Source organism: Saprospiraceae bacterium, assembly GCA_016713025.1.
Lineage (GTDB): Bacteria > Bacteroidota > Bacteroidia > Chitinophagales > Saprospiraceae > OLB9.
In genome coordinates this window covers 2,620,642-2,643,129 of the sequence record JADJPZ010000004.1, presented here as the reverse complement: position 1 = coordinate 2,643,129, position 22,488 = coordinate 2,620,642, and the positions used below count along the sequence as shown (strand labels likewise).

Annotated in this window: 23 protein-coding genes, 1 tRNA gene and 1 pseudogene; 9 read left to right on the top strand and 16 right to left on the bottom strand. The window is 36.9% G+C overall.

Going from position 1 to position 22,488, the window contains the following annotated elements; genetic code table 11:
- Positions 1–272: 272 nt before the first annotated feature.
- Positions 273–1,109, bottom strand: coding sequence for an outer membrane beta-barrel protein (locus tag IPK35_17490; protein MBK8055007.1), 837 nt, complete (start codon positions 1,107–1,109; stop codon positions 273–275).
- A 244-nt stretch (positions 1,110–1,353) separates the two neighbouring features.
- Between IPK35_17490 and pyrR the strand changes: the two genes are divergently transcribed.
- Together pyrR and IPK35_17480 are read left to right on the top strand one after the other, a co-directional pair.
- Positions 1,354–1,905 carry a bifunctional pyr operon transcriptional regulator/uracil phosphoribosyltransferase PyrR gene (pyrR, locus tag IPK35_17485; protein MBK8055006.1) on the top strand — a complete coding sequence of 184 codons (552 nt, stop codon included), beginning with the start codon at positions 1,354–1,356 and terminating at the stop codon, positions 1,903–1,905.
- A 43-nt stretch (positions 1,906–1,948) separates the two neighbouring features.
- Positions 1,949–2,875 (top strand): aspartate carbamoyltransferase catalytic subunit, encoded by a 927-nt coding sequence (locus IPK35_17480; GenBank protein MBK8055005.1) that lies wholly within the window; start codon positions 1,949–1,951, stop codon positions 2,873–2,875.
- Between the two features lie 37 nt (positions 2,876–2,912).
- On the opposite strand, the gene obgE is transcribed toward IPK35_17480, so the two are convergent.
- Both obgE and IPK35_17470 read right to left on the bottom strand, forming a co-directional pair.
- Complete coding sequence (obgE, locus tag IPK35_17475; protein MBK8055004.1) at positions 2,913–3,905, bottom strand: GTPase ObgE; 993 nt, start codon at positions 3,903–3,905, stop codon at positions 2,913–2,915.
- A 59-nt stretch (positions 3,906–3,964) separates the two neighbouring features.
- Complete coding sequence (locus IPK35_17470) at positions 3,965–4,540, bottom strand: adenylate kinase (protein ID MBK8055003.1); 576 nt, start codon at positions 4,538–4,540, stop codon at positions 3,965–3,967.
- A gap of 103 nt (positions 4,541–4,643) precedes the next feature.
- Between IPK35_17470 and IPK35_17465 the strand changes: the two genes are divergently transcribed.
- Together IPK35_17465 and IPK35_17460 are read left to right on the top strand one after the other, a co-directional pair.
- The gene (locus IPK35_17465; protein MBK8055002.1) at positions 4,644–5,417 is read left to right on the top strand and encodes a hypothetical protein; all 774 of its coding nucleotides are present in this window, start codon (positions 4,644–4,646) and stop codon (positions 5,415–5,417) included.
- Positions 5,418–5,486: 69 nt separating this feature from the next.
- Entirely contained in the window at positions 5,487–6,446 is a 960-nt protein-coding gene (locus tag IPK35_17460) for a calcium/sodium antiporter (protein ID MBK8055001.1), read from the top strand.
- Positions 6,447–6,586: 140 nt separating this feature from the next.
- Here IPK35_17460 and IPK35_17455 read toward each other — a convergent pair whose 3' ends face one another.
- The 3 genes from IPK35_17455 to IPK35_17445 are packed head-to-tail and all read right to left on the bottom strand — an operon-like array spanning position 6,587 to position 9,003.
- Positions 6,587–7,492 (bottom strand): 4-hydroxy-tetrahydrodipicolinate synthase, encoded by a 906-nt coding sequence (locus IPK35_17455; protein MBK8055000.1) that lies wholly within the window; start codon positions 7,490–7,492, stop codon positions 6,587–6,589.
- Between the two features lie 10 nt (positions 7,493–7,502).
- On the bottom strand, positions 7,503–8,030 hold the full coding sequence (locus IPK35_17450) for a hypothetical protein (protein ID MBK8054999.1): 528 nt from the start codon (positions 8,028–8,030) through the stop codon (positions 7,503–7,505).
- 13 nt (positions 8,031–8,043) lie between these two features.
- Complete coding sequence (locus tag IPK35_17445) at positions 8,044–9,003, bottom strand: acetyl-CoA carboxylase carboxyltransferase subunit alpha (protein ID MBK8054998.1); 960 nt, start codon at positions 9,001–9,003, stop codon at positions 8,044–8,046.
- A 402-nt stretch (positions 9,004–9,405) separates the two neighbouring features.
- Between IPK35_17445 and IPK35_17440 the strand changes: the two genes are divergently transcribed.
- The 3 genes from IPK35_17440 to IPK35_17430 all read left to right on the top strand — a co-directional run bounded on the left by IPK35_17440 (position 9,406) and on the right by IPK35_17430 (position 12,082).
- Positions 9,406–9,479: transfer RNA gene (locus IPK35_17440), tRNA-Asp, on the top strand.
- A gap of 394 nt (positions 9,480–9,873) precedes the next feature.
- A complete protein-coding gene (locus tag IPK35_17435; protein ID MBK8054997.1) occupies positions 9,874–11,139 on the top strand; it encodes a site-specific integrase in 1,266 nt (421 codons plus the stop codon).
- A 187-nt stretch (positions 11,140–11,326) separates the two neighbouring features.
- Positions 11,327–12,082: an RteC domain-containing protein gene (locus IPK35_17430; GenBank protein ID MBK8054996.1), complete on the top strand. Its 756-nt coding sequence runs from the start codon at positions 11,327–11,329 to the stop codon at positions 12,080–12,082.
- A 30-nt stretch (positions 12,083–12,112) separates the two neighbouring features.
- Here the strand turns inward: IPK35_17430 and IPK35_17425 are convergent, their stop codons facing one another.
- The 9 genes from IPK35_17425 to IPK35_17385 form a co-directional block, all read right to left on the bottom strand.
- Complete coding sequence (locus IPK35_17425; protein MBK8054995.1) at positions 12,113–13,324, bottom strand: IS256 family transposase; 1,212 nt, start codon at positions 13,322–13,324, stop codon at positions 12,113–12,115.
- 116 nt (positions 13,325–13,440) lie between these two features.
- Positions 13,441–13,950: a hypothetical protein gene (locus IPK35_17420; protein ID MBK8054994.1), complete on the bottom strand. Its 510-nt coding sequence runs from the start codon at positions 13,948–13,950 to the stop codon at positions 13,441–13,443.
- Between the two features lie 12 nt (positions 13,951–13,962).
- The gene (locus tag IPK35_17415; GenBank protein ID MBK8054993.1) at positions 13,963–14,259 is read right to left on the bottom strand and encodes a KilA-N domain-containing protein; all 297 of its coding nucleotides are present in this window, start codon (positions 14,257–14,259) and stop codon (positions 13,963–13,965) included.
- A gap of 35 nt (positions 14,260–14,294) precedes the next feature.
- The gene (locus IPK35_17410; protein MBK8054992.1) at positions 14,295–15,329 is read right to left on the bottom strand and encodes a virulence RhuM family protein; all 1,035 of its coding nucleotides are present in this window, start codon (positions 15,327–15,329) and stop codon (positions 14,295–14,297) included.
- A gap of 6 nt (positions 15,330–15,335) precedes the next feature.
- A complete protein-coding gene (locus tag IPK35_17405) occupies positions 15,336–16,904 on the bottom strand; it encodes a type I restriction-modification system subunit M (protein MBK8054991.1) in 1,569 nt (522 codons plus the stop codon).
- Position 16,905: 1 nt separating this feature from the next.
- Positions 16,906–17,466 (bottom strand): restriction endonuclease subunit S, encoded by a 561-nt coding sequence (locus tag IPK35_17400; protein MBK8054990.1) that lies wholly within the window; start codon positions 17,464–17,466, stop codon positions 16,906–16,908.
- Between the two features lie 558 nt (positions 17,467–18,024).
- Positions 18,025–18,888 carry a DDE-type integrase/transposase/recombinase gene (locus IPK35_17395; protein MBK8054989.1) on the bottom strand — a complete coding sequence of 288 codons (864 nt, stop codon included), beginning with the start codon at positions 18,886–18,888 and terminating at the stop codon, positions 18,025–18,027.
- A gap of 35 nt (positions 18,889–18,923) precedes the next feature.
- Positions 18,924–19,325, bottom strand: coding sequence for a transposase (locus IPK35_17390; GenBank protein ID MBK8054988.1), 402 nt, complete (start codon positions 19,323–19,325; stop codon positions 18,924–18,926).
- Positions 19,326–19,775: 450 nt separating this feature from the next.
- The gene (locus IPK35_17385) at positions 19,776–20,297 is read right to left on the bottom strand and encodes a hypothetical protein (protein ID MBK8054987.1); all 522 of its coding nucleotides are present in this window, start codon (positions 20,295–20,297) and stop codon (positions 19,776–19,778) included.
- On the opposite strand from IPK35_17385, the gene IPK35_17380 reads away from it, so the two are divergent.
- The gene (locus IPK35_17380) at positions 20,289–20,549 is read left to right on the top strand and encodes a hypothetical protein (GenBank protein ID MBK8054986.1); all 261 of its coding nucleotides are present in this window, start codon (positions 20,289–20,291) and stop codon (positions 20,547–20,549) included. The genes IPK35_17385 and IPK35_17380 overlap by 9 nt on opposite strands.
- A gap of 355 nt (positions 20,550–20,904) precedes the next feature.
- Here the strand turns inward: IPK35_17380 and IPK35_17375 are convergent.
- Positions 20,905–21,584 (bottom strand): annotated as a pseudogene (locus IPK35_17375) (alkylmercury lyase family protein).
- 253 nt (positions 21,585–21,837) lie between these two features.
- Between IPK35_17375 and IPK35_17370 the strand changes: the two are divergent.
- Positions 21,838–22,479 carry a response regulator transcription factor gene (locus tag IPK35_17370; protein ID MBK8054985.1) on the top strand — a complete coding sequence of 214 codons (642 nt, stop codon included), beginning with the start codon at positions 21,838–21,840 and terminating at the stop codon, positions 22,477–22,479.
- The last annotated feature ends 9 nt before the right edge of the window (positions 22,480–22,488 follow it).

Below are 22,488 nucleotides of genomic sequence, written 5' to 3'. Positions count from 1 at the left end.
ATGAATTACGTTCAAATGCCAAGCGTTGCGAGTCACCCTTCCATTTTTAGGGAAGGGTCGGGGATGGGTAAATACAGTTAAAAAGAGGCACTTTTCTCAAAAATATTTTCAAATATTTATCATGCCGGAACTTTCATACTTATGTGTAAACGGTAGCCCCTTTAGGGGGCAAGGGGTGAGGAGAGCAAAAGAAAAGAAGATGCCACCCGCTGCCCTCAATCCCTAAAGAGACGACCTACACAATTTGCAACTCATTCGTCGCTTGTCGTTCGTTATTCAAATGAGAATTTTACACCGATATTGATACCAAGTGATGAATATGGACTCACTAGAGCCAATTGCTCTGCTCCTGATGTTGATGTCGCACTTTCTTTATAAGTTACTTCTTTAAAGTTACCTGGAGGCAATTTTTCAAGAGTGGCTGCTCCGGCCTGTATAAGTGTTCCATTATTTTGATACACACTTGTGTCAAATTCGTTCATCGTCAGTGATTTTCTTTTTACATTGATGCCGAGATATTCAGCTTCTGCAAAAATTCCAAGTTTTCCAAGACTTATCTCATATCCTAAAGCTCCTATGAAACCAAAAGGCGGTTGGCCATGAATTTCAGCTTTTGCCTTTGTCTCTGTGTATGCAGTGGTTGGTGCAGCAGCAAATGGTTGTTTTCCATATATATCGACATCCACTTTTCCACCTACTTTTGTCGCAATACCAATTCTGCCATACAATCCTTTATTTAGTTTATAAACAAGTGCCGGAGCAAATCCAATAGCGGTAGAAGTCGCTTTTTGGTATGATGAAGCATTTGCAGCAGCATAAGTAAATGTAGTTACGTCTTGTTGTTTGCCCATGAGATAGGCAAAACCTAAATCCACCCCAAGCTTGTCATTGAAAAAATAACCTAAATTCAATCGCAAATTTGTCCCTGCACCATAAGTGCCGTAATTATTTGTGGTAGAAGTAGCTGTCGCTGAAGTCTGTACGGTGTTGATACCTAGGATTTGTTCAGGCATGCCCAAAGTATACCCTGCACCTCCTGAAACGTAGAATTGTGACTTGCCCGCAAATGACACCATCATTGCAATGGCAATAGTTAATAAATTTTTCATTTTTTTTATGTATTTAATTTTGTGCAAAATTAGACTAAAATGAAATCGTTTAATGGGTTTGCTTTAATGATGGTGATTAGTAACAATAATGATGTTTATCACTATTTCAGGAAGAAGATTATAAAAAATCCTAAGGATCGATGAAATGGTGATTAATGGCAAGTCTGGTTGAGACACACTTTCAAACTTTAATCATTGAGTTATCTTGTAATCATAAAATTAGATTCTTATCTTTGCCCCGATTATGCATGAAGGAAGAGTCATATTAACATCAGAGAGAATTCAACTTACAATTCAGAGATTGTGTCATCACATTCTTGAAAACCATCCTGACACAACAAATCTGTGTATCGTGGGTATCCAGGAAAGAGGTGTTCTACTGGCAGAAAAGATAAGACAGCAGCTTGTCCTGATGTTGGGAGGACAGCATTTCAAATATGGCATGCTGGATATTACCTTTTACAGGGATGATTTCAGAAGGAGGGATACACCGATCAGGGCTTCAGCCACAGATATTTCATTTACTATAGAAAATAGGGATATCATTCTGATAGATGACGTTTTATACACCGGTAGGACGGTACATGCGGCAATAGCTGCAATACAGGATCTTGGAAGACCCAGAAAGATCGAAATGTTGTGCATGGTGGATAGACGTTTCAACAGACATTTTCCTATCAAAGCTGATTATCTCGGCATAGCAGTAGATGCTGTAGAAGAAGCTTACGTCAGGGTAAGGTGGAAAGAAAAAGATGGGGAAGATGCTGTTTTACTCTTTGCAGGCAAAGACCAATGACATAAAATAAAATAATAAATAGATTAAATCTAACAATTCATAAATGCAAACCCAACTCAGTACAAAACATCTTTTAGGAATAAAATATATTACAAAAGAGGATATTGAGTTGATTTTCAGTATAGCAGATGAGTTTAAGGATGTCATCAACAGACCAATCAAAAAAGTGCCTTCATTGCGTGATGTCACTATTGCAAACATTTTTTTTGAAAACTCTACAAGGACCAGGATTTCATTTGAATTGGCTGAAAGACGACTCTCCGCAGACGTGGTGAATTTTGCAGCTTCATCTTCTTCTGTCAGCAAAGGAGAGACCTTGCTCGATACCGTAAACAATATACTGGCCATGAAAGTGGATATGGTGGTCATGCGTCATCCCGCTCCCGGAGCGCACCATTTTCTGGCAAAACATATCGATGCCAATATCATCAATGCCGGTGATGGTACCCACGAACATCCGACACAGGCACTACTTGATGCTTACTCCATCAAAGAAAAGCTGGGTGCTGTGGAAGGGAAAAATATTGTCATCGTTGGAGATATTTTTCATAGCAGAGTGGCCTTGAGTAACATCTTTTGCCTAAAAAAATTGGGCGCCAATGTTAAAGTTTGTGGTCCGGCTACTCTTATACCCAGATATATCACTTCACTCGGCGTGGAGGTAGAATATGACATCCGAAAAGCCCTGCAATGGTGCGATGTTGCCAACGTACTAAGAATCCAGCTTGAACGACAAGATATAAAATACATACCATCGCTGCGAGAATACTCCCTGTACTATGGAATCAACAATGCATTACTCCAGGAGATCAATAAGGATATTGTGATCATGCATCCGGGACCTATCAACAGAGGTGTGGAACTGACCAGTGACGTAGCGGACTCAGGTAAGTCCATCATCCTTGATCAGGTAGAAAATGGTGTAGCCATACGCATGGCAGTTTTATATTTGTTGGCAGGGAAAAAGTAACTGTATTTCGAGGATTTATGTAATTCATTTCCTGTTTCTACTCATTCATCATCTTCCACAAAGCGTCTTTAAGTTCTGTCAATCCTTTTTGTGACACTGAAGATATGAAGCAAAACGGAATATCCACCATTATTTCCGGTCTGATCAGTTCCAGATATTCTTCGTCGGTGATGTCACATTTAGTTATAGCAAGTATTTTAGGTTTGTCTACCAGATCAGGATTATACATCTTTAGCTCATTCAATAAGATGTGGTATTCTTTTGAAATATCTTCAGTGTCTATTGGTACCATAAATAAAAGCACGGCATTTCTTTCGATATGCCTGAGAAACCGCAGTCCCAGACCTTTCCCAAGATGTGCATTCTCGATGATACCCGGAATGTCTGCCATGACAAATGATCTGTGGTCTCTGTATTTGACTATCCCTAGATTGGGGACTAAAGTAGTAAACGGATAATTGGCTATTTCAGGTTTTGCTGCTGTAATACTAGCCAAAAGACTTGATTTTCCGGCATTTGGAAATCCTACCAGACCTACATCTGCCAGTACCTTTAGTTCAAGGACTTTCCAGACTTCTGTACCTGATTCTCCCGGTTGAGCGTAGTCCGGAGTTTGTCTGGTAGAAGACTTGAAGTTGGCATTTCCCATGCCCCCGCGGCCGCCACGAGCAAGTATCTTGGTTTCATTGTGGGTAGTTATTTCGAAGTCAATCTTACCTGTTTCAAAGTCTCTGGCTACGGTGCCAAGAGGTACTTCCAGAATGATGTCTTTTCCATCAGCACCTGTACTATTGTTACCTGAGCCATTGACACCGGGTGTAGCGATGACGTGTTTTTGGTATTTTAATGCAAGCAGTGTCCAGACATTGGAGTTGCCTTTCAGGATGATGTGTCCTCCACGTCCACCGTCACCACCATCAGGACCACCCATACTATTGAGCTTGTCCCTGTAAAAATGAGAAGAACCAGCACCGCCAGCTCCTGATCTGCAGCAAATTTTTACGTAATCTACAAAATTTTGTTCTGCCACAGTTGATTATTGATGAGGATGAAAGGTTGGTCGTTTAGACCAAACAGTAAATTTAGGTTTCAGCACAAAGTATCTATATGAGATGCTATATTTTCAAATATCGAGTCAACGGAACCCACACCTCTTACTTTTATGGATTTTCCATATTCAGCGTAATAATTAAAAATGGGGGCAGTTTCTTCTTCATATACTTTTATTCTGTTCCTGATGATGGTTTCATCATTATCGTCATTTCTGCCTGAAGTTTTTCCTCTGAGCAGGATTCTTTTTACGAGCTCATCATCAGGTACATCAAGTGATACCAGTATGGTGACTGTGGTTCCTCTGTCTGATAAAAATTCATCCAGAGCACGAGCTTGTGAAATAGTACGCGGAAATCCATCAAAAATAATTCCACTTACATCAGGACTGGCATTTACCTTGTTTTGGAGCATTCCAATGGTAATTTCATCGGGTACCAACTCTCCTCTTGACATATATTCCTGAGCCTTTATACCCAAAGGTGTTTTCTTACCTATCTCACTCCTGAATAAATCTCCCGTAGAAATATGCAATAATCCATATTTTTCTATCAAATTTTCAGCTTGAGTTCCTTTACCTGAACCCGGAGGGCCAAATAAAATTAAATTTAACATGAAATTTTTAATTTTTAAACTACAAAGTTACAAATTCATGAACTAATTCACATGAAATTGTATTGTTATTGTAAGGTATTAACCTTTTATTTGAAAATCGGAAATGAGTACAAATATGATTACTGAACCTAATCAGGTTTCGGACACTACATTGAGTGAAGAGATCATTGAGACGCTGAGAATAACAGTCAATGAAAGATATCAGTATAAAAATATCAAAAAAGTGGTTCTCTCAGACCCTTTTATCACGAAAGAACGCATTGACGAGTTGCGAGAATTCTTTTTGCATTATATATATCCGGATCGTGATGCCAGGCGTGCACTAAACAGTGCTTTTGATAACCTTGATAATCATTTTAAGAATCCAAAACATCTATTTGACCTCTTGGGTAGCGGTGTGGGCATGGCATTTAAATTGGGTTTTAGCTTCCCAAAAGCACTCAGAGCGGCAATGCATACATTGGATTCGTTTAAAGTAGCTACTCAATTTGAAGAGATATTATTTACAGTTGCAAAGCGCAAAGGATTGAAACCACCTATTTCGGTTGAAGAATTTGATACTTTGATACGCAGTTTGCCAAGAAACCGAGTGGAAGCATTTATTGAGAGTTCAGAGGAGTTGTTTAGGTTACTGACGGATATTGTACTGCTGAAAAAAGGACTTGATGTGATCAGTGAATTGATCATAAAAATGAAAAAGAAGCCCGATATATACAGTGAAACTGATATAATAGGCATCACGACGGGTTATGAAATTCTTAATGCCGGTTTTGGTCTCTTCCATAACTTATCTGATAAAGAAAAAAACATGATTGTGGAGTTGGTCATTGCAGTGGAGAGTAAAAATCTGGAACGAATTTATGCTATGGAAAGTTAATGAGTTTTAAAACCTTTACAAAATTATCTTCTTTTAGCTATCATTGCGTTTTAATTTTGGATTACACATATGCTGAATTTTATCATCCTTGCTGCGAGTCTGGCAGCTATCATATACGGGGCTAATTTTCTTGTTGATGGAGCTTCTTCTCTGGCTAAAAAATATAATATTCCCAATATTGTCATTGGATTGACTATTGTCGCCTTTGGCACATCATCACCTGAGTTGGCTGTAAGTGCTTATTCTGCCTATACAGGAAATGCAGAAATTGCTATAGGTAACGTTGTAGGTAGTAATATTGTAAACATTCTTTTGATCTTGGGCATTACAGCAACAATTTTCCCATTAACTATATTGAAAAATACGGTGTTGAAAGAGATTCCCCTGAGCCTTTTAGCAGCCATTGTGCTATACTTGATGATCAATGATATCAGATTTTCCGGACATCAAAAAGATGTTATTTCTTTGGCTGATGGTATTATTTTGTTGGGTTTTATGACCATATTTATGTATTATATGCTTCACCTTGCAAAGAGTAGCGGAGAAGATGAAGACCTTGAAATACAAAAAATGACGGTTGCAAAGTCAGTCATTTATATTGTTTTCGGTTTGATATTGTTGGTGGGCGGAGGTAAGTTTTTTGTAGATGCAGCCGTTGGCATTGCAGAAGGATTCGGGATGAGCAAGGCGATCATTGGGCTTACAATCGTAGCTATTGGCACTTCATTGCCTGAACTTGCTACCAGCGTGGTGGCAGCTTTGAAGCGAAATTCAGACATAGCAGTGGGTAATATTGTAGGTAGTAATATATTTAATATATTTTTTATTTTGGGCACAAGTGCGATTATCTCTCCGTTGCCCAAAGGAAATATCACCGATTTTGATTTGCTGGCTTGTATTTTTGCCAGCGTTTTGCTTCTGATGTCAGCTTACACCATGGAACGTCACAAAGTTACAAGAGTAGAAGGGATTATTTTTATTTTTTGCTATGTAGCTTACATCGGATATCAGATAAGTGTAGCGTTATGATGCTCATTTTCAGTGAATATACCAAACAGAAAATTGATTGCGAAAATTTATAATCATAATTTTTTAAATTACAATACATTATGATTTAAATTTTTCGCAGAATATTTTATGTCCACTATAATATAAAGCTTACTCTCTGGTTATTGTCCAATATCAATGGAGTTTACAATTTTTACTAATTCGTCCTTAAGTTTGGCATAGTTGATTTCAGATAGAGGTGCAAGAGGTAGTCTGACTTCATTGGTACCATACCCCAGGATTTCCATAGCGGACTTGATACCTACAGGATTACCTTCTATATACAGCCATTTGTGCAAGTCATAAGTTTTGAAATTTAATTCCCGTGCTGCATAATAATCCTGATCGAGCGCAAAATTGATCATTTGGCTGAATGCCTTGGGTAAAGCATTGGCCATCACAGAAATGACACCGTCGCCACCAACAGCAGTCATAGGAAGTGCCACCTCGTCGTCTCCTGATGTGACAATAAAATGATCTGGTTTGTTTTTTATGATTCTTGTGGTTTGGATGAGGTCTCCGGAAGCTTCTTTGATCCCGACAAATGTTTTGCTGTACTCTGCCAGTCTGACAGTGGTCTCCCACTCCATATTTGATCTGGTCCTTCCAGGTACATTATACAAAATCACAGGTTTAGGGCACACATCCGCTACAGCAGCGTAATGTCTGAATATACCTTCCTGAGATGGTTTGACGTAAGCTGGACTGGATGAAAGTATAGCGTCAATACCGTTAAAATTATATTCTTTGATCTTTTTTACCAACTCTTTGGTATCATTCCACCCGAAATTTCCTGCAACAAGTGGCACTCGATTGTCAATTTTTTCAATACAAAAGTCAAGAACACTTCTTGCTTCATCTTCATTGAGGGTGGCAGTTTCACCAGTGGACCCAAGGGCAACTATATAATTTACACCACCATTGATAACATAATTGATGATCCGTTCAAAGGCCGGAAAGTCTATTTCGTTGTTTCTGAATGGTGTGATGATGGCTACACCTGTGCCTATAAACCGTTGATCCTTCATTTTTTAATTCTTATTTAACTGCTATTTTATCTATTCCTTTTATTATCGAGTTTGCTATGCTTTCAATATCTTTATATTCATTGCATTCTATAATTAGGTTCAAGTATTTTTCAGAGTGCTTGATATCCGGTCCGACTTTAAATCTCGAATGACAATGAGCAATGATGAATTCAAAATGTGGTTTCATTTCTTTGCACAAAACAATCAGCATATCGTTATTTTGCTCCATAAATTCTTCTACTTTGGAGCCGAAAGGCACGCCATACCATTTAAGATTTTTGTGATTGTAAGCTGCATAATCTACATTGTCCAATGGCAAAGCATTGTCTATAAATGCTAATGAATAAATATTCTTTTTACCATCCGGGTTTAATTTTTTTTTAAACCTATGTACCGTCTTCCTGTCTTCTTCATTGGTACCATCAAATAATATGGCTATATTCTGTTCTGAATTTAATCCGGCATTTTGGGTTTTATTTGTTAACCCATCAACCCGAAAATCCCTATAAAAAAACCACGCTTTTATCTTATCAATCATTTTTTTATTTCAATTAATCATCGGTGGTAGTGACTCTACCCATCTGAGAATATTTTTCGATTCTCATAGTAATTCGTTGATCAGGATCCATTGGAAGTAATTCTGCCAAGGCCGATTTAATATGAGATTTAAGCGTTTTTGCCATTTTCTCCGGATCAGTATGGGCACCTCCGAGAGGTTCCTTTATGATATCGTCGATAAGTTTGAAATCAAGCATGTGCTCAGGGGTTAACTTCAAAGCTTCTGCCGCTTCTTCTTTGTGGTCCCAACTTCTCCATAGTATGGAAGAACATGATTCGGGAGATATCACTGTATACCAAGTATTTTCAAGCATGCACACCCTGTCCCCAAGGCCGATGCCCAATGCACCACCTGAAGCGCCTTCACCGATGATGTAGCACAAAATAGGCACCTTGAGTTGGGCCATTTCAAAAAGATTACGTGCAATAGCTTCTGCCTGACCGCGTTCTTCAGCTTCGAGTCCGGGAAAAGCCCCGGGAGTGTCGATAAGGCATATTACAGGCATATTGAACCTTTCCGCCAATTTCATGAGACGAAGCGCCTTACGATATCCATCAGGATTTGCCATTCCAAAGTTGCGGTATTGGCGCATTTTAGTGTTGATTCCTTTCTGATGTCCGAGTATGACGACACTCTGATTGTCAAGTTTGGCAATTCCTCCGACTATAGCTTTATCATCTTTGCAATATCTGTCACCGTGCAACTCAGTAAATCTTTTGCACATCTGATCTATATAATACAAAGTATAAGGTCTCTCCGGATGCCTGGAAAGCTGTACCCTTTGCCATCCTGTCAGATTGGCATAAATATCTTTTTTTAAATTTTGAATCTTTTTTTCAAGTTCTTTGATACTTTCGGTCATATCAATAATGCCTTCATCACCCACTTGTTTGAGTTTATCAAGCTGTTCATAAAGGTTTTCAAGTGGCTTTTCAAAATCTAGAAATACCATACTATCCTGCTAATAGGTTACATAATCAAACTAGGAGTATGTTCAAATTTTTATGTTTGAGCGAAAGTGAGGAAATTTGATTTTGGACAAGGCATATTTTGCAGTCGTAGCCGGTCAAGACGATTTTTTGAAAAATGTCTTGATCGGGACAGAAGCGTCCCGAAAGCTCAAGCATAGCTTGACACGGTACGGCGAAAAATATAATGCCGGCTAAAATTAAATTTGCCACTTGGAGCCAAATGATAAAAGTTTAAACATATTCTAAGCTGCAAAGTTAACCATATGAAGCTTGATAAACAGAAATATGGCTATAAAAAAAATAAAAAATAATTTTTGGCAAAGTGTTTTGACATTATAAAAGTATACCTATCTTTGCGTCGCTTTTGAAGAAAAGCAAAGAAAGGATTGGTAGTTCAGTTGGTTAGAATACATGCCTGTCACGCATGGGGTCACGGGTTCGAGTCCCGTCCAGTCCGCAAAACATAACGCCAAATAGAAGTAAAATTCTGTTTGGCGTTTGTTTTTCAAGGAGTTATGAATGTCAAAATGCTTAAAATGATGTTTTTTCGACTAAATTTTATGCGACAATACTGCGACAATAACACAGAACGCCTATTATTTGCGACAATATTGCGACAGTCGCAATTATGAAAATAGGTGTCGCAAATGTTATTCGCAGCTAATTGGGAGATTCTTGGATTAAAACTACCTTTTTATTTGCGACAGTTTGCGACAAGTGATACTAAATAAGTTTGTTATTTGCGACAGCCTTATGGTCAAAAACTGATATCTTGCAACAAAACTTCACTTTACAGCCGCTGCATGGCAACAGGAAAATATTTTTTCACGTTTTAAAACCATGCAATACAAATGAAAAAGTTAGAACTTCTTAAAGTGACTTTTATCCTGAGATCGGATAAAAAAGATACCGGTGCGTCACCGGTGCTTATGCAGATTTACCTGAATGGTAGGCGAGCTTATATTGGTACCGGATACAAGGCCAATTTTTCTGAATGGGATTCAGAAAATGGAAAGTACAGGGGGAATAGTGCAAAATTCTTGACCATGAATGAATACATGGACAGGCTAAAAATGGATGTCATCCGGATGTATAACGAAATGAAATCACAAAATCTGGATGTGACAGTTGATGACTTAAGACGAAAGTTGAAAGGTGAAGAAGAAAAGCAATCCAAAACATTGCTTGAAGTTTGTGAAGTATACAATGAAAAGTATTCTTCACTTGTCGGAATAGAAATTGAAAAAGATACCTTCAGGAGGTATGGCGCTTTCAAAACTAAGATTGGAGCCTTTATTAGGTATAGTTTTAAATCAAAAGATATCCTTCTTACGGATTTGAAATATTCTTTTGCAATTGAGTTTGAGCATTATTTGAAAACTGAAGCGAAGCTACATCAAAATACTTTAGTTAAATACATGCAATATCTGATCCGTGTAGTTGACTTTGCAGTAAAGTATGAATGGGTTGAAAAAAATATTTTAGCCGGGCATAAATGTTCAGTAAAAGAAACTAAGAGAGAATATTTGACTGGGGCAGAGTTGCAAAGACTCATTGAAAAAGAGATTACATTACCAAGATTAAGTGAAGTACGAGATTGTTTTGTATTTTGCTGCTACACAGGGTATGCCTATAAAGATGCCACTCAACTGACTCCTGAACATATAGGGACCGGCATCAATGGAAAAAATTGGATTTATAAATCAAGACAGAAAAATGACAACGTTAGTAACGTGCCACTCCTGGAGCCTGCACTGGAGATCATAGATAAATATAAAGATCATCCTATTTGCATAAGTAAAAACAGATTGTTACCTATGAAGAGCAATCAGAAGCTTAACGCGTACTTGAAGGAAATTGCCGATATTTGCGAAATTAAAAAACCACTAACCACCCACATTGCAAGACACACGTTTGCGACTACAGTACTATTGGCCAATGGCGTGAGTATGGAAGCCACGAGTAAGATGTTAGGGCATAGTAGCATTAAGACCACCCAGATTTATGGCAAGATTGTAGAGAGTAGAGTAGGAGCGGAGATGGACCAGCTTAGCGAAAAACTGTTCGCATCGAAAAAGGACGATATTAAAAAGACGGATATCAAAAAGGCAAAATAGTATTTCCACAATTTGTTATAATAGGAAAAGCAGTCAATAGACTGCTTTTTTTTATGTTGCAATAGCAAAAATGTTAATTGTTTTGATTTATATACAAAAACTAAAACCAGTATCGTTTTATGATTTATTATAAGCAGAATAAGAAAAGCCTAAATATTATGCAAATTAATAAATCAAATGTGATAGCATGCTATTGCAGAAGCTACAAGGGTGCGTACAAGATTTTGACACCAAGTGTCAGGGGTACCGCCATGTGAGCAAGCTGCCAATAAAGGTTATTAAAGAAAGATGGGGATTTATTGAAACTATTCTTAACGAACTCCAAGAAGAAGAGAACAAATATACATTCCAAGAGGAGGAGGAAGAAATACAATACTACAAAACAGATAAACCGGAGCTCACAAGGTATTTTCACTATTACAAGAAATTACTTAATATTGAAGCAAGAAGGCCATTTGGGGATAAAAATTACTATCAGGAAGCCTTAAATCAATTAAAAAATGATTCATTAAATATCATTGATGAGATTGTGTATTTCAGAACGCAGGATTCAGATAGTGATAAAGAATGGTTTGTCAGGAATTCTACTAAGGTGGACATAATTGCTATTATTATTTCCTACGAAATGATTGAAAAGTATTTGGAAATCTGTCTTGGTCAATCTGATGGAAATCAATTGACCCCAATGTTTCATTTGGAGTGGACAAGGCCCAAAATAGAATATGTAGAATTAGTGAACTATTGTAATCTGAAAGGATGTTTTAACAATGGAAAAGCAAGTTTAGATGAAATACATAGAACCTTGAGTCATTTTTGGGGCGTTGAGATTAATGATATTCATATCTATACCCACGAGTTGTATAGGAGAAGGGATCCAGGTAAATTTGCTATGGAATGTAATGAGATTTTGAAAGAAAAGAAACAAGAGCTTATGAGGCTGTAAAATATTTTGTGTAAACAAAACTTCAAAGAATTATGGCTGAATCAAATTATCCTCAAAGATAATTAAAATTTCATTATGAGTAATATGCCAGTTATGAATTGGCATTGTCCATTTAACTTGAATTTGCTGAATAGCAAGATATACAGATTTCAAGGCTGCCTGATCATTTGGAAAAAGTGTTTTGGTTTTGGTAAATTTTCTGATGGCTCTGTTGAGGCCTTCAATGGTATTAGTGGTATACATAATTTTACGAATGTTAGTAGGATACTGAAACATGGGAGATAGATTTGACCAGTTTGCTTCCCAACTTTTAATGGCATAGGCATATTTAGACCCCCATTTTGCTTTAAAAGCTTCAAAAGCAATGAGAGCAGTTTCCATATTTAAAGCGGCATAAACAGTTTTTAAATCAGCCAGGAAGGCCCTTCTATCTTTCCATGGGACAAACTTCATAGAGTTTCTGATTTGATGAACGATACAAAGCTGGGATACGGTATCGGGGAAAGCAGTTTGAATGGCCTGAGTGAATCCTGTAAGATTGTCAGTGCATGCAATGAGCATCTTTTTAACGCCCCTGTCTTTGAGCTCATTTAAGACAGAAAGCCAAAACGCGGCAGACTCGTTGGCGCTCATCCAGATGCCCAAAACTTCTTTGATCCCATTGGTTTTCAGTCCTATAACGATATAAATACTCTTGTTGATGATTTTATTATCCTGCCGGATTTTAAAACAAATACAATCCATCCAAACGATGTAATAAGTATTATCCAAAGGTCTGTTTTGCCATTCCTGGATAGCCGGAATCATTTTGTTTGTAATATCTGAAACAAAGGTTTTAGAAACGTCTAAGCCATAAATTTCCTGAATTTGAGCTGTTATGTCATCGGTGCTCATACCTCTGCTGTAAAGAGATGTAATGACAGATTCTACTTTCTCAGTGGTAGTTTGGCCCTTGGGAACAATGATAGGCTCAAATTCACCGTTACGATCCCGTGGAATATCCAACTCTACCTGTCCTTGTGTAGTGCGTATCTTTTTCTTATAAGACCCATTCCGGGAATTACCTGAATTAATCCCATCGGGCGAGTGTTTTGAATAGCCTAAATGATGACTTAGTTCAGCTTTTAAAAGTTCTTGAATGCCATCTTTGTAAAGGCCATTCATAACATTGTCAAAATCATTAAGAGACTTGACATCCTGAAGAAATTCAGAGAGATTAAGATTAAATTTGTTACTTTGCATAACTATTAAATTTGTTAGGTTAAAAAATGTGTCTGTACTTGGTCGCACAAACATATTAAAAAATTTTCCATCTGTGGGGGGTACCCCCCCACAGATGGAAGCCTAACTCCTTGATACTAGTTTACACAATCTTTCTTACACTCCCCAGATTTTAAATTTTCGAACGCTTCAACTTTATTTGTTGAACTAATGAGAATATCTTCCCACCTTGTTAATGCTATAACACCATCATATTCTCTTTTATATATCCATTCATTTTTTGTTTTCATACCTTCTATCCTTTGGATTTGTGATAATTCAAAACTGATCAACTCTAATTGCTTATAAACAATCGTCATAGCTCTACTAGTCATAAATTCTCTTCTTTGAGCTGATAACTCTTCTTGTTGTAGTCTCAGTGTTATAATAATACCTGCAAAAGACAGACCAGTGAATAATGCATTTATGGCACCAAATTGATCACCAAATGTGCCAGCTGCTCCATTTTCTAATTTAAATATAAATCTAATTACGAAATAACTTGCAAGCCATAATATAACTGCACCTGCAAACCATAACCAACTTCTATTTGATTTTTTTGTCATTGGTTTGAAATTATTTAAACTGATTTGAAATTGTTGGATCATTTTATTGTTTATCTAATTGAGGCATTTGAACTTTCGATTCATCGTTTTTGGTGTAAGATGAAAACTGTTTAGGTCAGCCTCTTTTTTAAAGGTCTCGAATTCGCCACCTTTAAAATAGGAATTATGTATTTGCTCCCAAATCCCCAAAAACTCCAGTGTGTTTCTGTTTCGCATCCAACTATAAATTAAATCATCTCCCCCAAATTTTTTAGCCATATCAGTCAGACTTATAAAATCGTCTTCCTTTTGATTGATGATAGTGATTGCTGTGCCTTGTACATTGATGGTTGAATTTTTTTCTTTTGACATATATGCTGATATTATGTATTGTATAGGATTAGGATTTAATTGGTTAGCTTTTTTGCCAGTTTATCAAAATCGCTCTCATAAATTATGTCTTGGTTTTTACTGAATTTTTCAAATTCTCCTTCCGCGAGTGCTTTGGCCACTTCATGACTTACATTGCCTGCATTGTGTAATATGGCTTGCTCATTAAACTGCAAAAATGCATCTAATTTCACTATCCAATCTTTCATATTCATTACGACACCTTTATTGGCTTGTAACTCTGCATAATCGAGATACATGGAGACTATACGATTGAGCCCATCTAGTTCTTTTTCATCCAGATAATTTTTGGCTATGCTTACATCTGTTTTTCTGATTTTGCCATCAGGACCATTTTTCCAGTGGGTCAGACCCATGTTTTCTTTCGTGCTGTCTGCTCGGGATGATACAATTTCTGCAGCTGTCTGTCCTGTGATCGCCCAATGCAATTTGTTTTGTACAGTAGCGAAAAAGGTTTTAGTGATATCATCATCTGGTCTATAGTCGGCACTGCATTGTGCATAGATGTCTGTGATCTTTTGATAGAACCTGCGTTCACTGCTACGTATGTCACGTATGCGTGCGAGTTGTTCTTCAAAATAATCTTTGCCAAAGATGTTGTTAGGGTTTTTGAGCCGTTCATCATCCATAGTAAATCCTTTGATGATGTATTCTTTTAGCCTTTCTGTTGCCCATATTCTGAAAGCAGTGGCTTGGCTACTATTCACACGATAGCCTACTGAAATGATGGCATCTAGATTATAAAATTTTACTTTAGATACTTGGATTTTATCCGCTATTGCACCGTGTTGGGTGGGCTGTTCCAAAATGGAACTAACCACTTCTTCTTTTAATTCCCCTGATTCGAAAATATTTTTCAAATGCTTTGTGATCGCCGGTCGTTGTACCCCAAAAAGCTCTGCAATTTTCTGTTGGGTAAGCCAGATGGTTTCGTTTTGCAAATAGATCTCTACCTTTACTTTCCCATTTGGAGTGGTATAAAGTAATACCTCATTAAATCCTTCTGCTGCCTTTTTTAATTCTTTTGCCATAAGGTCTTAGTCTATTAACTCTTGTAAATACCTACTCATTTGGGATTCTACTTCCTTAAGTTCACTTTCTAAGCGCTCGATTTCTGTCTGTACTGTAGCAATATCCACTTCCGCTTCTTCTTCAAAGGTGTCTACATATCGAGGTATATTGAGATTAAAGTCGTTTTCGACGATTTCATCATGCGTGGCTACGTAGCTATATTTATCTTCTATGACACCTGGTGCCAAAGTTCCTTCATTAAATTTGCGATAGGTATCTACAATGTGCGCTATGTCTGATTCTCTAAGTTTGTTTTGGTTTTTGGCGTTTTCAAAGTGTTTGCTAGCGTCGATAAAAAGAACATTTTTATTATCGCCCTTCGCTTTATTAAAGATTAAGATGGCCGCTGGAATGCCTGTGCCAAAAAACAAATTGGCAGGAAGTCCGATGACAGCTTCCAGGATATTTTCTTCGATAGTCTTTTGTCTGATTTTGCCTTCACTTGCCCCACGGAATAGGACACCATGCGGGACCACTACACCTACTTTGCCCTTGCCTTCGTAGGTGGTCTCAATCATGTGGGAGATAAACGCCCAGTCTCCTTTACTTTTGGGAGGAACTCCACGCCAAAATCGTTGATATTGGTCTGTCTCTGGATCGTAAGAAATGGTGGTTTTGTCACCGTCTTTATCTTCGACCTTGCCCCATTTGTCTAATGAGAAAGGTGGATTGGCCACTACGGTATCAAACTTCATCAGCGCATCTCCTTCTTTGAGCTTCGGATTTCGGATGGTGTCTCCCCATCGGATAGTAGCATTGTCAAATCCATGTAGAAACATGTTCATCACTGCCAATGCCCAAGTGGATCCATTGGCTTCCTGACCATAAAGCGAAAAATTGTCAGAACCGACTTCCTGGCCAGCTTTGATTAGTAATGATCCTGAGCCACAAGTTGGGTCACATATTCGTGAACCTGGAGCTGACTTTGTTAATCTCGCGAGTAAAGTGGAAACTTCTGCAGGTGTGAAAAATTCCCCAGCTTTTTTACCGGCATCACTAGCAAAATTGGATATGAGGTATTCATACGCTCCACCTATGATATCATTGCCTGCCAATCTTGATGGACGCAGGTTGAGTGCATCTTTGTTGAAGTCTAATAAGAGGTTTTTGAGTCTCGTATTTTTATCTTTGGTATCACCTAAGACAGAACTATTAAAATTGATATTTTGGAAGATACCTGCACCATCATCGCTGTAGAGCTTCTCTCTATTGGCTTCTTCGAGATCTTCGAGTTCGATGTCTATTAGCTCACCAATATTGGAATCATTGCGATGTTCGTAGAGATAGTTAAAATGGCTATGCTCAGGAACCACAAAACGTTCGTGTTGCATAGCTCTTTTGGCTCGTTCCTGGTCTCCATTATATTTGGCTAGATAAGCGTCAAATTTGTCATCGTGGACATCGCTCAGGTACTTGATAAACAACATGGTGAGTATATAATCCTTGTAAATACTAGGGTCTATACTACCACGGAAGGTATCACAAGCTTTCCAAACGGCATCATTGATGTCTTTTTGTGTGATTGTTTTGGTCATATTAACTGTTTATTGCTTTGTTTAATTGTCGTTGAATTAATTGGTCTCTCAAAGATGCGATTTTTTGCAAGAGTACTTTTTGACTGATCCTTAATTGATCAATTTTTAGGATTAAGTTTTGTTTGTGTAAAGGAATGGATGGTATTTCTATTTGTTCTAAGGACTTTTTGGAAATAGAAGGAATAGCAGTTCCTTTGGCTTCGGATTTTAGTATGTTTAGTGTATCATGATGATTAAGGAACCATTTTAAATATTCGGGCAAGATATCAGTATTATAAAGCCGAATGACAAAAAAAGAGGTGGATGCTACAGCTAAAGGTAGACTATGGTTACGAACAGCTGCGAAATTTTTGTTTCCCTTGGCTGCAAATAAGACATCACCTTGGTTTAGAAAATGTTTTGAGTGGAGATTATCTCCAGAAATAGTTGGTGTCCAAAATCCCAAATGGTTTCCATTTTCATCAAAATCATTGGCCTGAAGGCATACCACATCACCATCTACATTTGGTTTTGCAAATACACCTGTTTGGATTTCAGCAATATCTTGTAATAATACTCTCAAGCTAGATGAAATATTTATTTAAGTACATTAACTACAAAATGAAAAATTAAGTTTCAATAAGGATAGAAAAAGATAAAATGTTTCTGAGTAGCTGCCGTACAAAGTAAAATTTATTTATCAGGATACTTTACCACTAAGAACACAAAGCTTTCACTAAGGGAGCTAAGAGTTTTGCGCTGAAGCGTTAGATAGCACTAAGGTTTTCATTAAGGAAACTAAGGGTAAGTTTTAGGTTTATGGTTGAAAGTTTAAGGTTTAATGTTGAATGTTTAAAGTTGAGTCGTGAGCTCTCATGATTTTCGTTGACAACAATGTTGTAACTTATAACAACATGTGGAAAACGTAAAGTTAAGAAATAAATAATAATACTGTACCTTTGTTTTGACGATTATGTGAAGCGGACTAAGGCTCTGCTGGGGAGCAACCTTGGAAGGAATATCATAATTACTCAAAGTGGAACGTAAGGTTCGGTCGAGGAGCACATTTAAAATGCTCCTTGACTTTTTATAACCTACATTCCAATTTAGGGAATCATGCCTTAAAAACCCCATGTCCCGCTTAGCTGTCAAAATCATATAATACTTTTTTAGGTCTTTCTTCAGGATGCAACTTTGCCACTAATTGTTCAAATTGTACAGGGCTTAGCTGTCCTAATTGTTCGATGGCTCTTTGGTGATTATTGATATAAATCAATTCCTGGCACGCTTGCTCTAGCTCTTTGAAGGTGCGTATACTCCAAGGTTTGAGGTACATATTTTTAACAATGGAATTTAAATTTTCGGCACTTCCATTTTCCAAACAATTTTCAGCTCTGCTAATTAGCATCCCTGCATCTGTCAACATTTTTTTATAAGCTGTTGAGTTGTATTGAGAGCCATTGTCAGAATGATGGATACATCCCTGTAAATTTATATCTTTACGCAACATAAATACTTGTTCCAGGCACTGTATGGCGATGGAAGCTTCCATAGTTAAAGACGGTATCAGTCCTAGTACCCTTTGCGAATAAATATCCTTTAACGTGAATATGTAACTGCACTGACCATCAATATTATAATACGTAATATCACCAGCAATGAGTTGATTCACATTATCCAATATGAGCCCATTGATCAGGTTGGGATAATCGCCTTTACCTTTTCCGTCACTTGTCTTTACTATTCTTGTTCTACCAGGCTTGATGGTCAAACCTGAAGTACTCATGAGTTGTTCAAACCTATTGACTCCCAGTCCAAGGTCAATGCCACCAACATTTTTTATACTATAATACAATGCACGGCTTCCCATACGTGGATGTTTGATCCTCCATTCCCTCACTATGGGGATAATTTGCTCATATTGCATTGTTTGTCTATCATCCCGACTCCACTGCTGATGCACGGCTTGTCTGCTCAGCCCTAATTCTCTATACACTGATTGCATACTGTACGACTTTTTATTGCTATGAAGACGGGTGATTACTTTTTTAAAAATTTTTTCTCAATATCCTCTTTGTAATGCTCTTTGGCCATTTCGATAAGTGTCTCATAATAATCAATTCTGATCTGTTGCTTGCCTAAGATCCGCTCAAGATTAGACTTCTCTTTCTGCAATTCCAAAACTTTCAGATAATCGCTGTCCGTCTCAATGACTATCTTATCCGGTGGACTGACCTTTCCATACTTTTTGACCCATTGGTAAACAGCCGCATAACTCACATCAAATTGGGCAGCAACTGATCCAGTGGTCATTTTGCCACTTTCTATTAAGTCTACTTTTTGCTTCTTAAAGCTCTCTGAGAATACTTTTCTCGTTCTTTTGTACTCATATTTGCAAATTTGTGAAAAGTTTTCCACATTTTTGCTGTCAACGTATTTCATGAGACCACATCGTTTATTTGATTAACCACTCTTGTGACGCTGAAGCGTTAAAGATACTTTACCACTAATGGCACAAAGGTTTTCACTACGGGAACTAAGAAATTTAGGCTGAAGTGTTAGAGAGCAAAAATTGTTGCTTTCAATCGGAGATTAAAAGGCCAGTAAAATGGATTCTTGTCGGCGGTCAGGAGACCGTTGGATAAGGGTCCACGATTCCGAGACTTTGGACAACGGGAACGGAGTACAGGCAGGATGACTGGTGATACTGCATCGTAGCGGAGACGCTTCGGCCAACGGTGGATATTTTTTACCGAAATGAATTTCGGTACCCATTAAGGATGACAAGTTGTATATGTTAGGCATAAAACAGACTCCGACTTATGGTTAGGAAAATTGAAGTAAAAAAAGGTATGCTGACGCACAAAAGACGACAACATACCTAAACTGTGATTACTGTGTGATGAAATTTTGGATGGTATAGTCTACACCGCCTACAATATTTTTTTTGCTATTGCGGCCAAATAGGTACTGTTTTACACTAAAATGGAATTCGCTATTTGGGGTGTATTTGTTCTTTTTAAATCTGATTTTGAGCTTACCTTTAAAATTTGGTGGTATGATCAGATTGTCAAGTGAAGATAGTACACTGTTTACTAACATAGATTTACCGTCAAACTTAAAACCTACTGGCTTTGCTTTTCCTCGAACCCAAATTTTCAACAATGCTTCGTCTGGTATTGTAGTGATCTGACCTGTTTTGAAAAATGGTCTCGTTGGAAATTTGGTAAGATCTTGGAAAACTATTTGAGATGCAAATTTTGATGGGTTGGAAACATCCATAGATACTTCTATTTCCTGATCTGCAGATAAAATTACAATATTGAGACTGCGCCATACGATGTTATTATTATTTCTAGTGTTGGCGTTGATATCAGATGTTTCTGCACGCCCAATTTGAATTATGTGATACACAATACTATGCTTGAAGGTGTAGGGATTTACCAAACTTTCGAAAATGATCCTTTTGATGACGACCCGAATTCATTTAGAGAATTAAAGTCCAATGAAGTGCAAAGAATAGTATTTAATTCAAAGCTGTTTACTTCTTTGAGATTTAAAAACTCTAGTTTGACCTATGGTTTAACTGTAACTTCTCCAGAGTTTAATCTTTCTGAAAAAAAGTGGCATGCATTCGATACGGTAAGATTTAATTTTTATTTGTAAGGTGGATGTTGTGTGGAATAAGCACAAGCTACATTTATCTACCCACTATGGGGTAGACAAGTCTATCCACTATGGGGTAGAAAACCATGCTTAAAACAGACTGAAACTTGCTCTAGCAATGAGTTTTATGATCGATTGGAATTGAAGAAACATATCCACTCAAAGCATTAAAGGGTCACTAAAGTAAACTATGAATAAGTAATTTTAGTCATAAGGCACAGAGGAGTCACTAAGGGAAATTAAGAGCTTTGAGCTGAAGCGTTAGATAGCAATAGGTTTTCATTAAGAAAACTAAGGGTAAGTTTAAGGTTTATGGTTGGATGTTTAAGGTTTAATTTCAATTATAGCTCATAAATCAAAATCTATCTTTGGAGTCTCCTAAGTTCCAAATGTTTCCAACGAGATTATATTCTTTAAATATACGTTTGGCATCTTCCACGGTCCATTTAGTCCATTCTGGGTTTAAGTGGTTGCCGTACCATTTTTTGAAAATGCCCATATTTTTTCTATTGGTTGAATGTCTCCCTCAGGTATGTTATGTTTTTTTGACCATGCTTTTATTTGCTGTTCGTTTTCAAATATTAACATATTGCTGCAAGTATAAATTACATTATCCCAAGCATTTTTCATGGGAATAGGAAAATGAATGAAATAATTATTTTCTACTATTTCTCCGTCTACAATATTGATTTCCACTTGTTTGGTTTCTGCACCGATGTTTGTGGTGATTTTGACGTCTTCTTTTAAAATGACTGCAATACCTAAGGAGCACCAAGCACAGTTTCCCCACCATTGTCCGTTTTGGGTTTCAACATAAAAATTTGTAGGTGCTAACGAAAATGGGTGAATAACCCATATTTTTGGTTCGTTGGGGTGCAAAACAACTCCATGATAATCTTGTAAGTCATTTAATGCTTTAATTATTTCGTAAGAATCAGAATTGAAAATAATTGAAAGCTCAGTTATTGTTGGTGCATAGCCAACTTCAATTATTCCTTTAAGGATTTGGTAATGAAGACTAGAATTTGAAATCATATTGTGTATACTTAAACATCATAAAATTTAATAACTATTATAACTTGGTAACAAATTTACACATCTTTTGAATCCATTTGTGCAATAAATTTGGATTTAATTTTGAACCAATAGAAGCAAATTCATTTTTATTTAATCAACTTAATTAAAATTTTAATTCGCAGAATTAAATGTACATGATAATGCTATTTATTATGTTTCTATTTTTGGTTTATGTGTGAAAGACATACATTTACATCAAAATTTATATTCAATGAGCAAATTTTTTACCATGAATGTATCCATCATAGATGATGATGATAATGTTTTAAATACATTTAGGAAAGCTACTTTACAAGCAGAAAATGTGGTTTGTTTGTCTGCAACAAATTCTATTGAAGAATTTCTAAGGCTAAAGGTATTTGAAAATCAAAAAATTTACTTATTTCTTGACATATATTTAGCCAATTCATTAAGTATTCATTTTATCCCACAAATCATTGCTTCTTTTCCCAAAATAGAAATCATAATGTATTCCATTAGTGAAGAATATAATCATTTGATTGATGCCATTCATTTGGGTGCTAGAGGCTATATCATTAAAGATTTTAACACTGAAAGACTCATACAAAACTTTAATATCATCAGAAATGGAGGAGCTATAATATCTCCTATTATGGCTACAAAACTGCTTCAGTATCTATCGAAAGGGGAAAATTCTAAAAAGCTAGAAGCAAAGCTTTCTAAAAAAGATATGGAATTGTTAAATCTCTTGGCTGAAGGGTGGTCTTACAATAAGATAAGTGATAAAATTGGAATTACGTTAGATGGTGTGCGGGGAAGAATTAGAAGTTTGTATTCAAAACTCAATGTATCTTCAAAAGTACAAGCTATAAATAAATATAGGAATTTATAATGTTTTAAT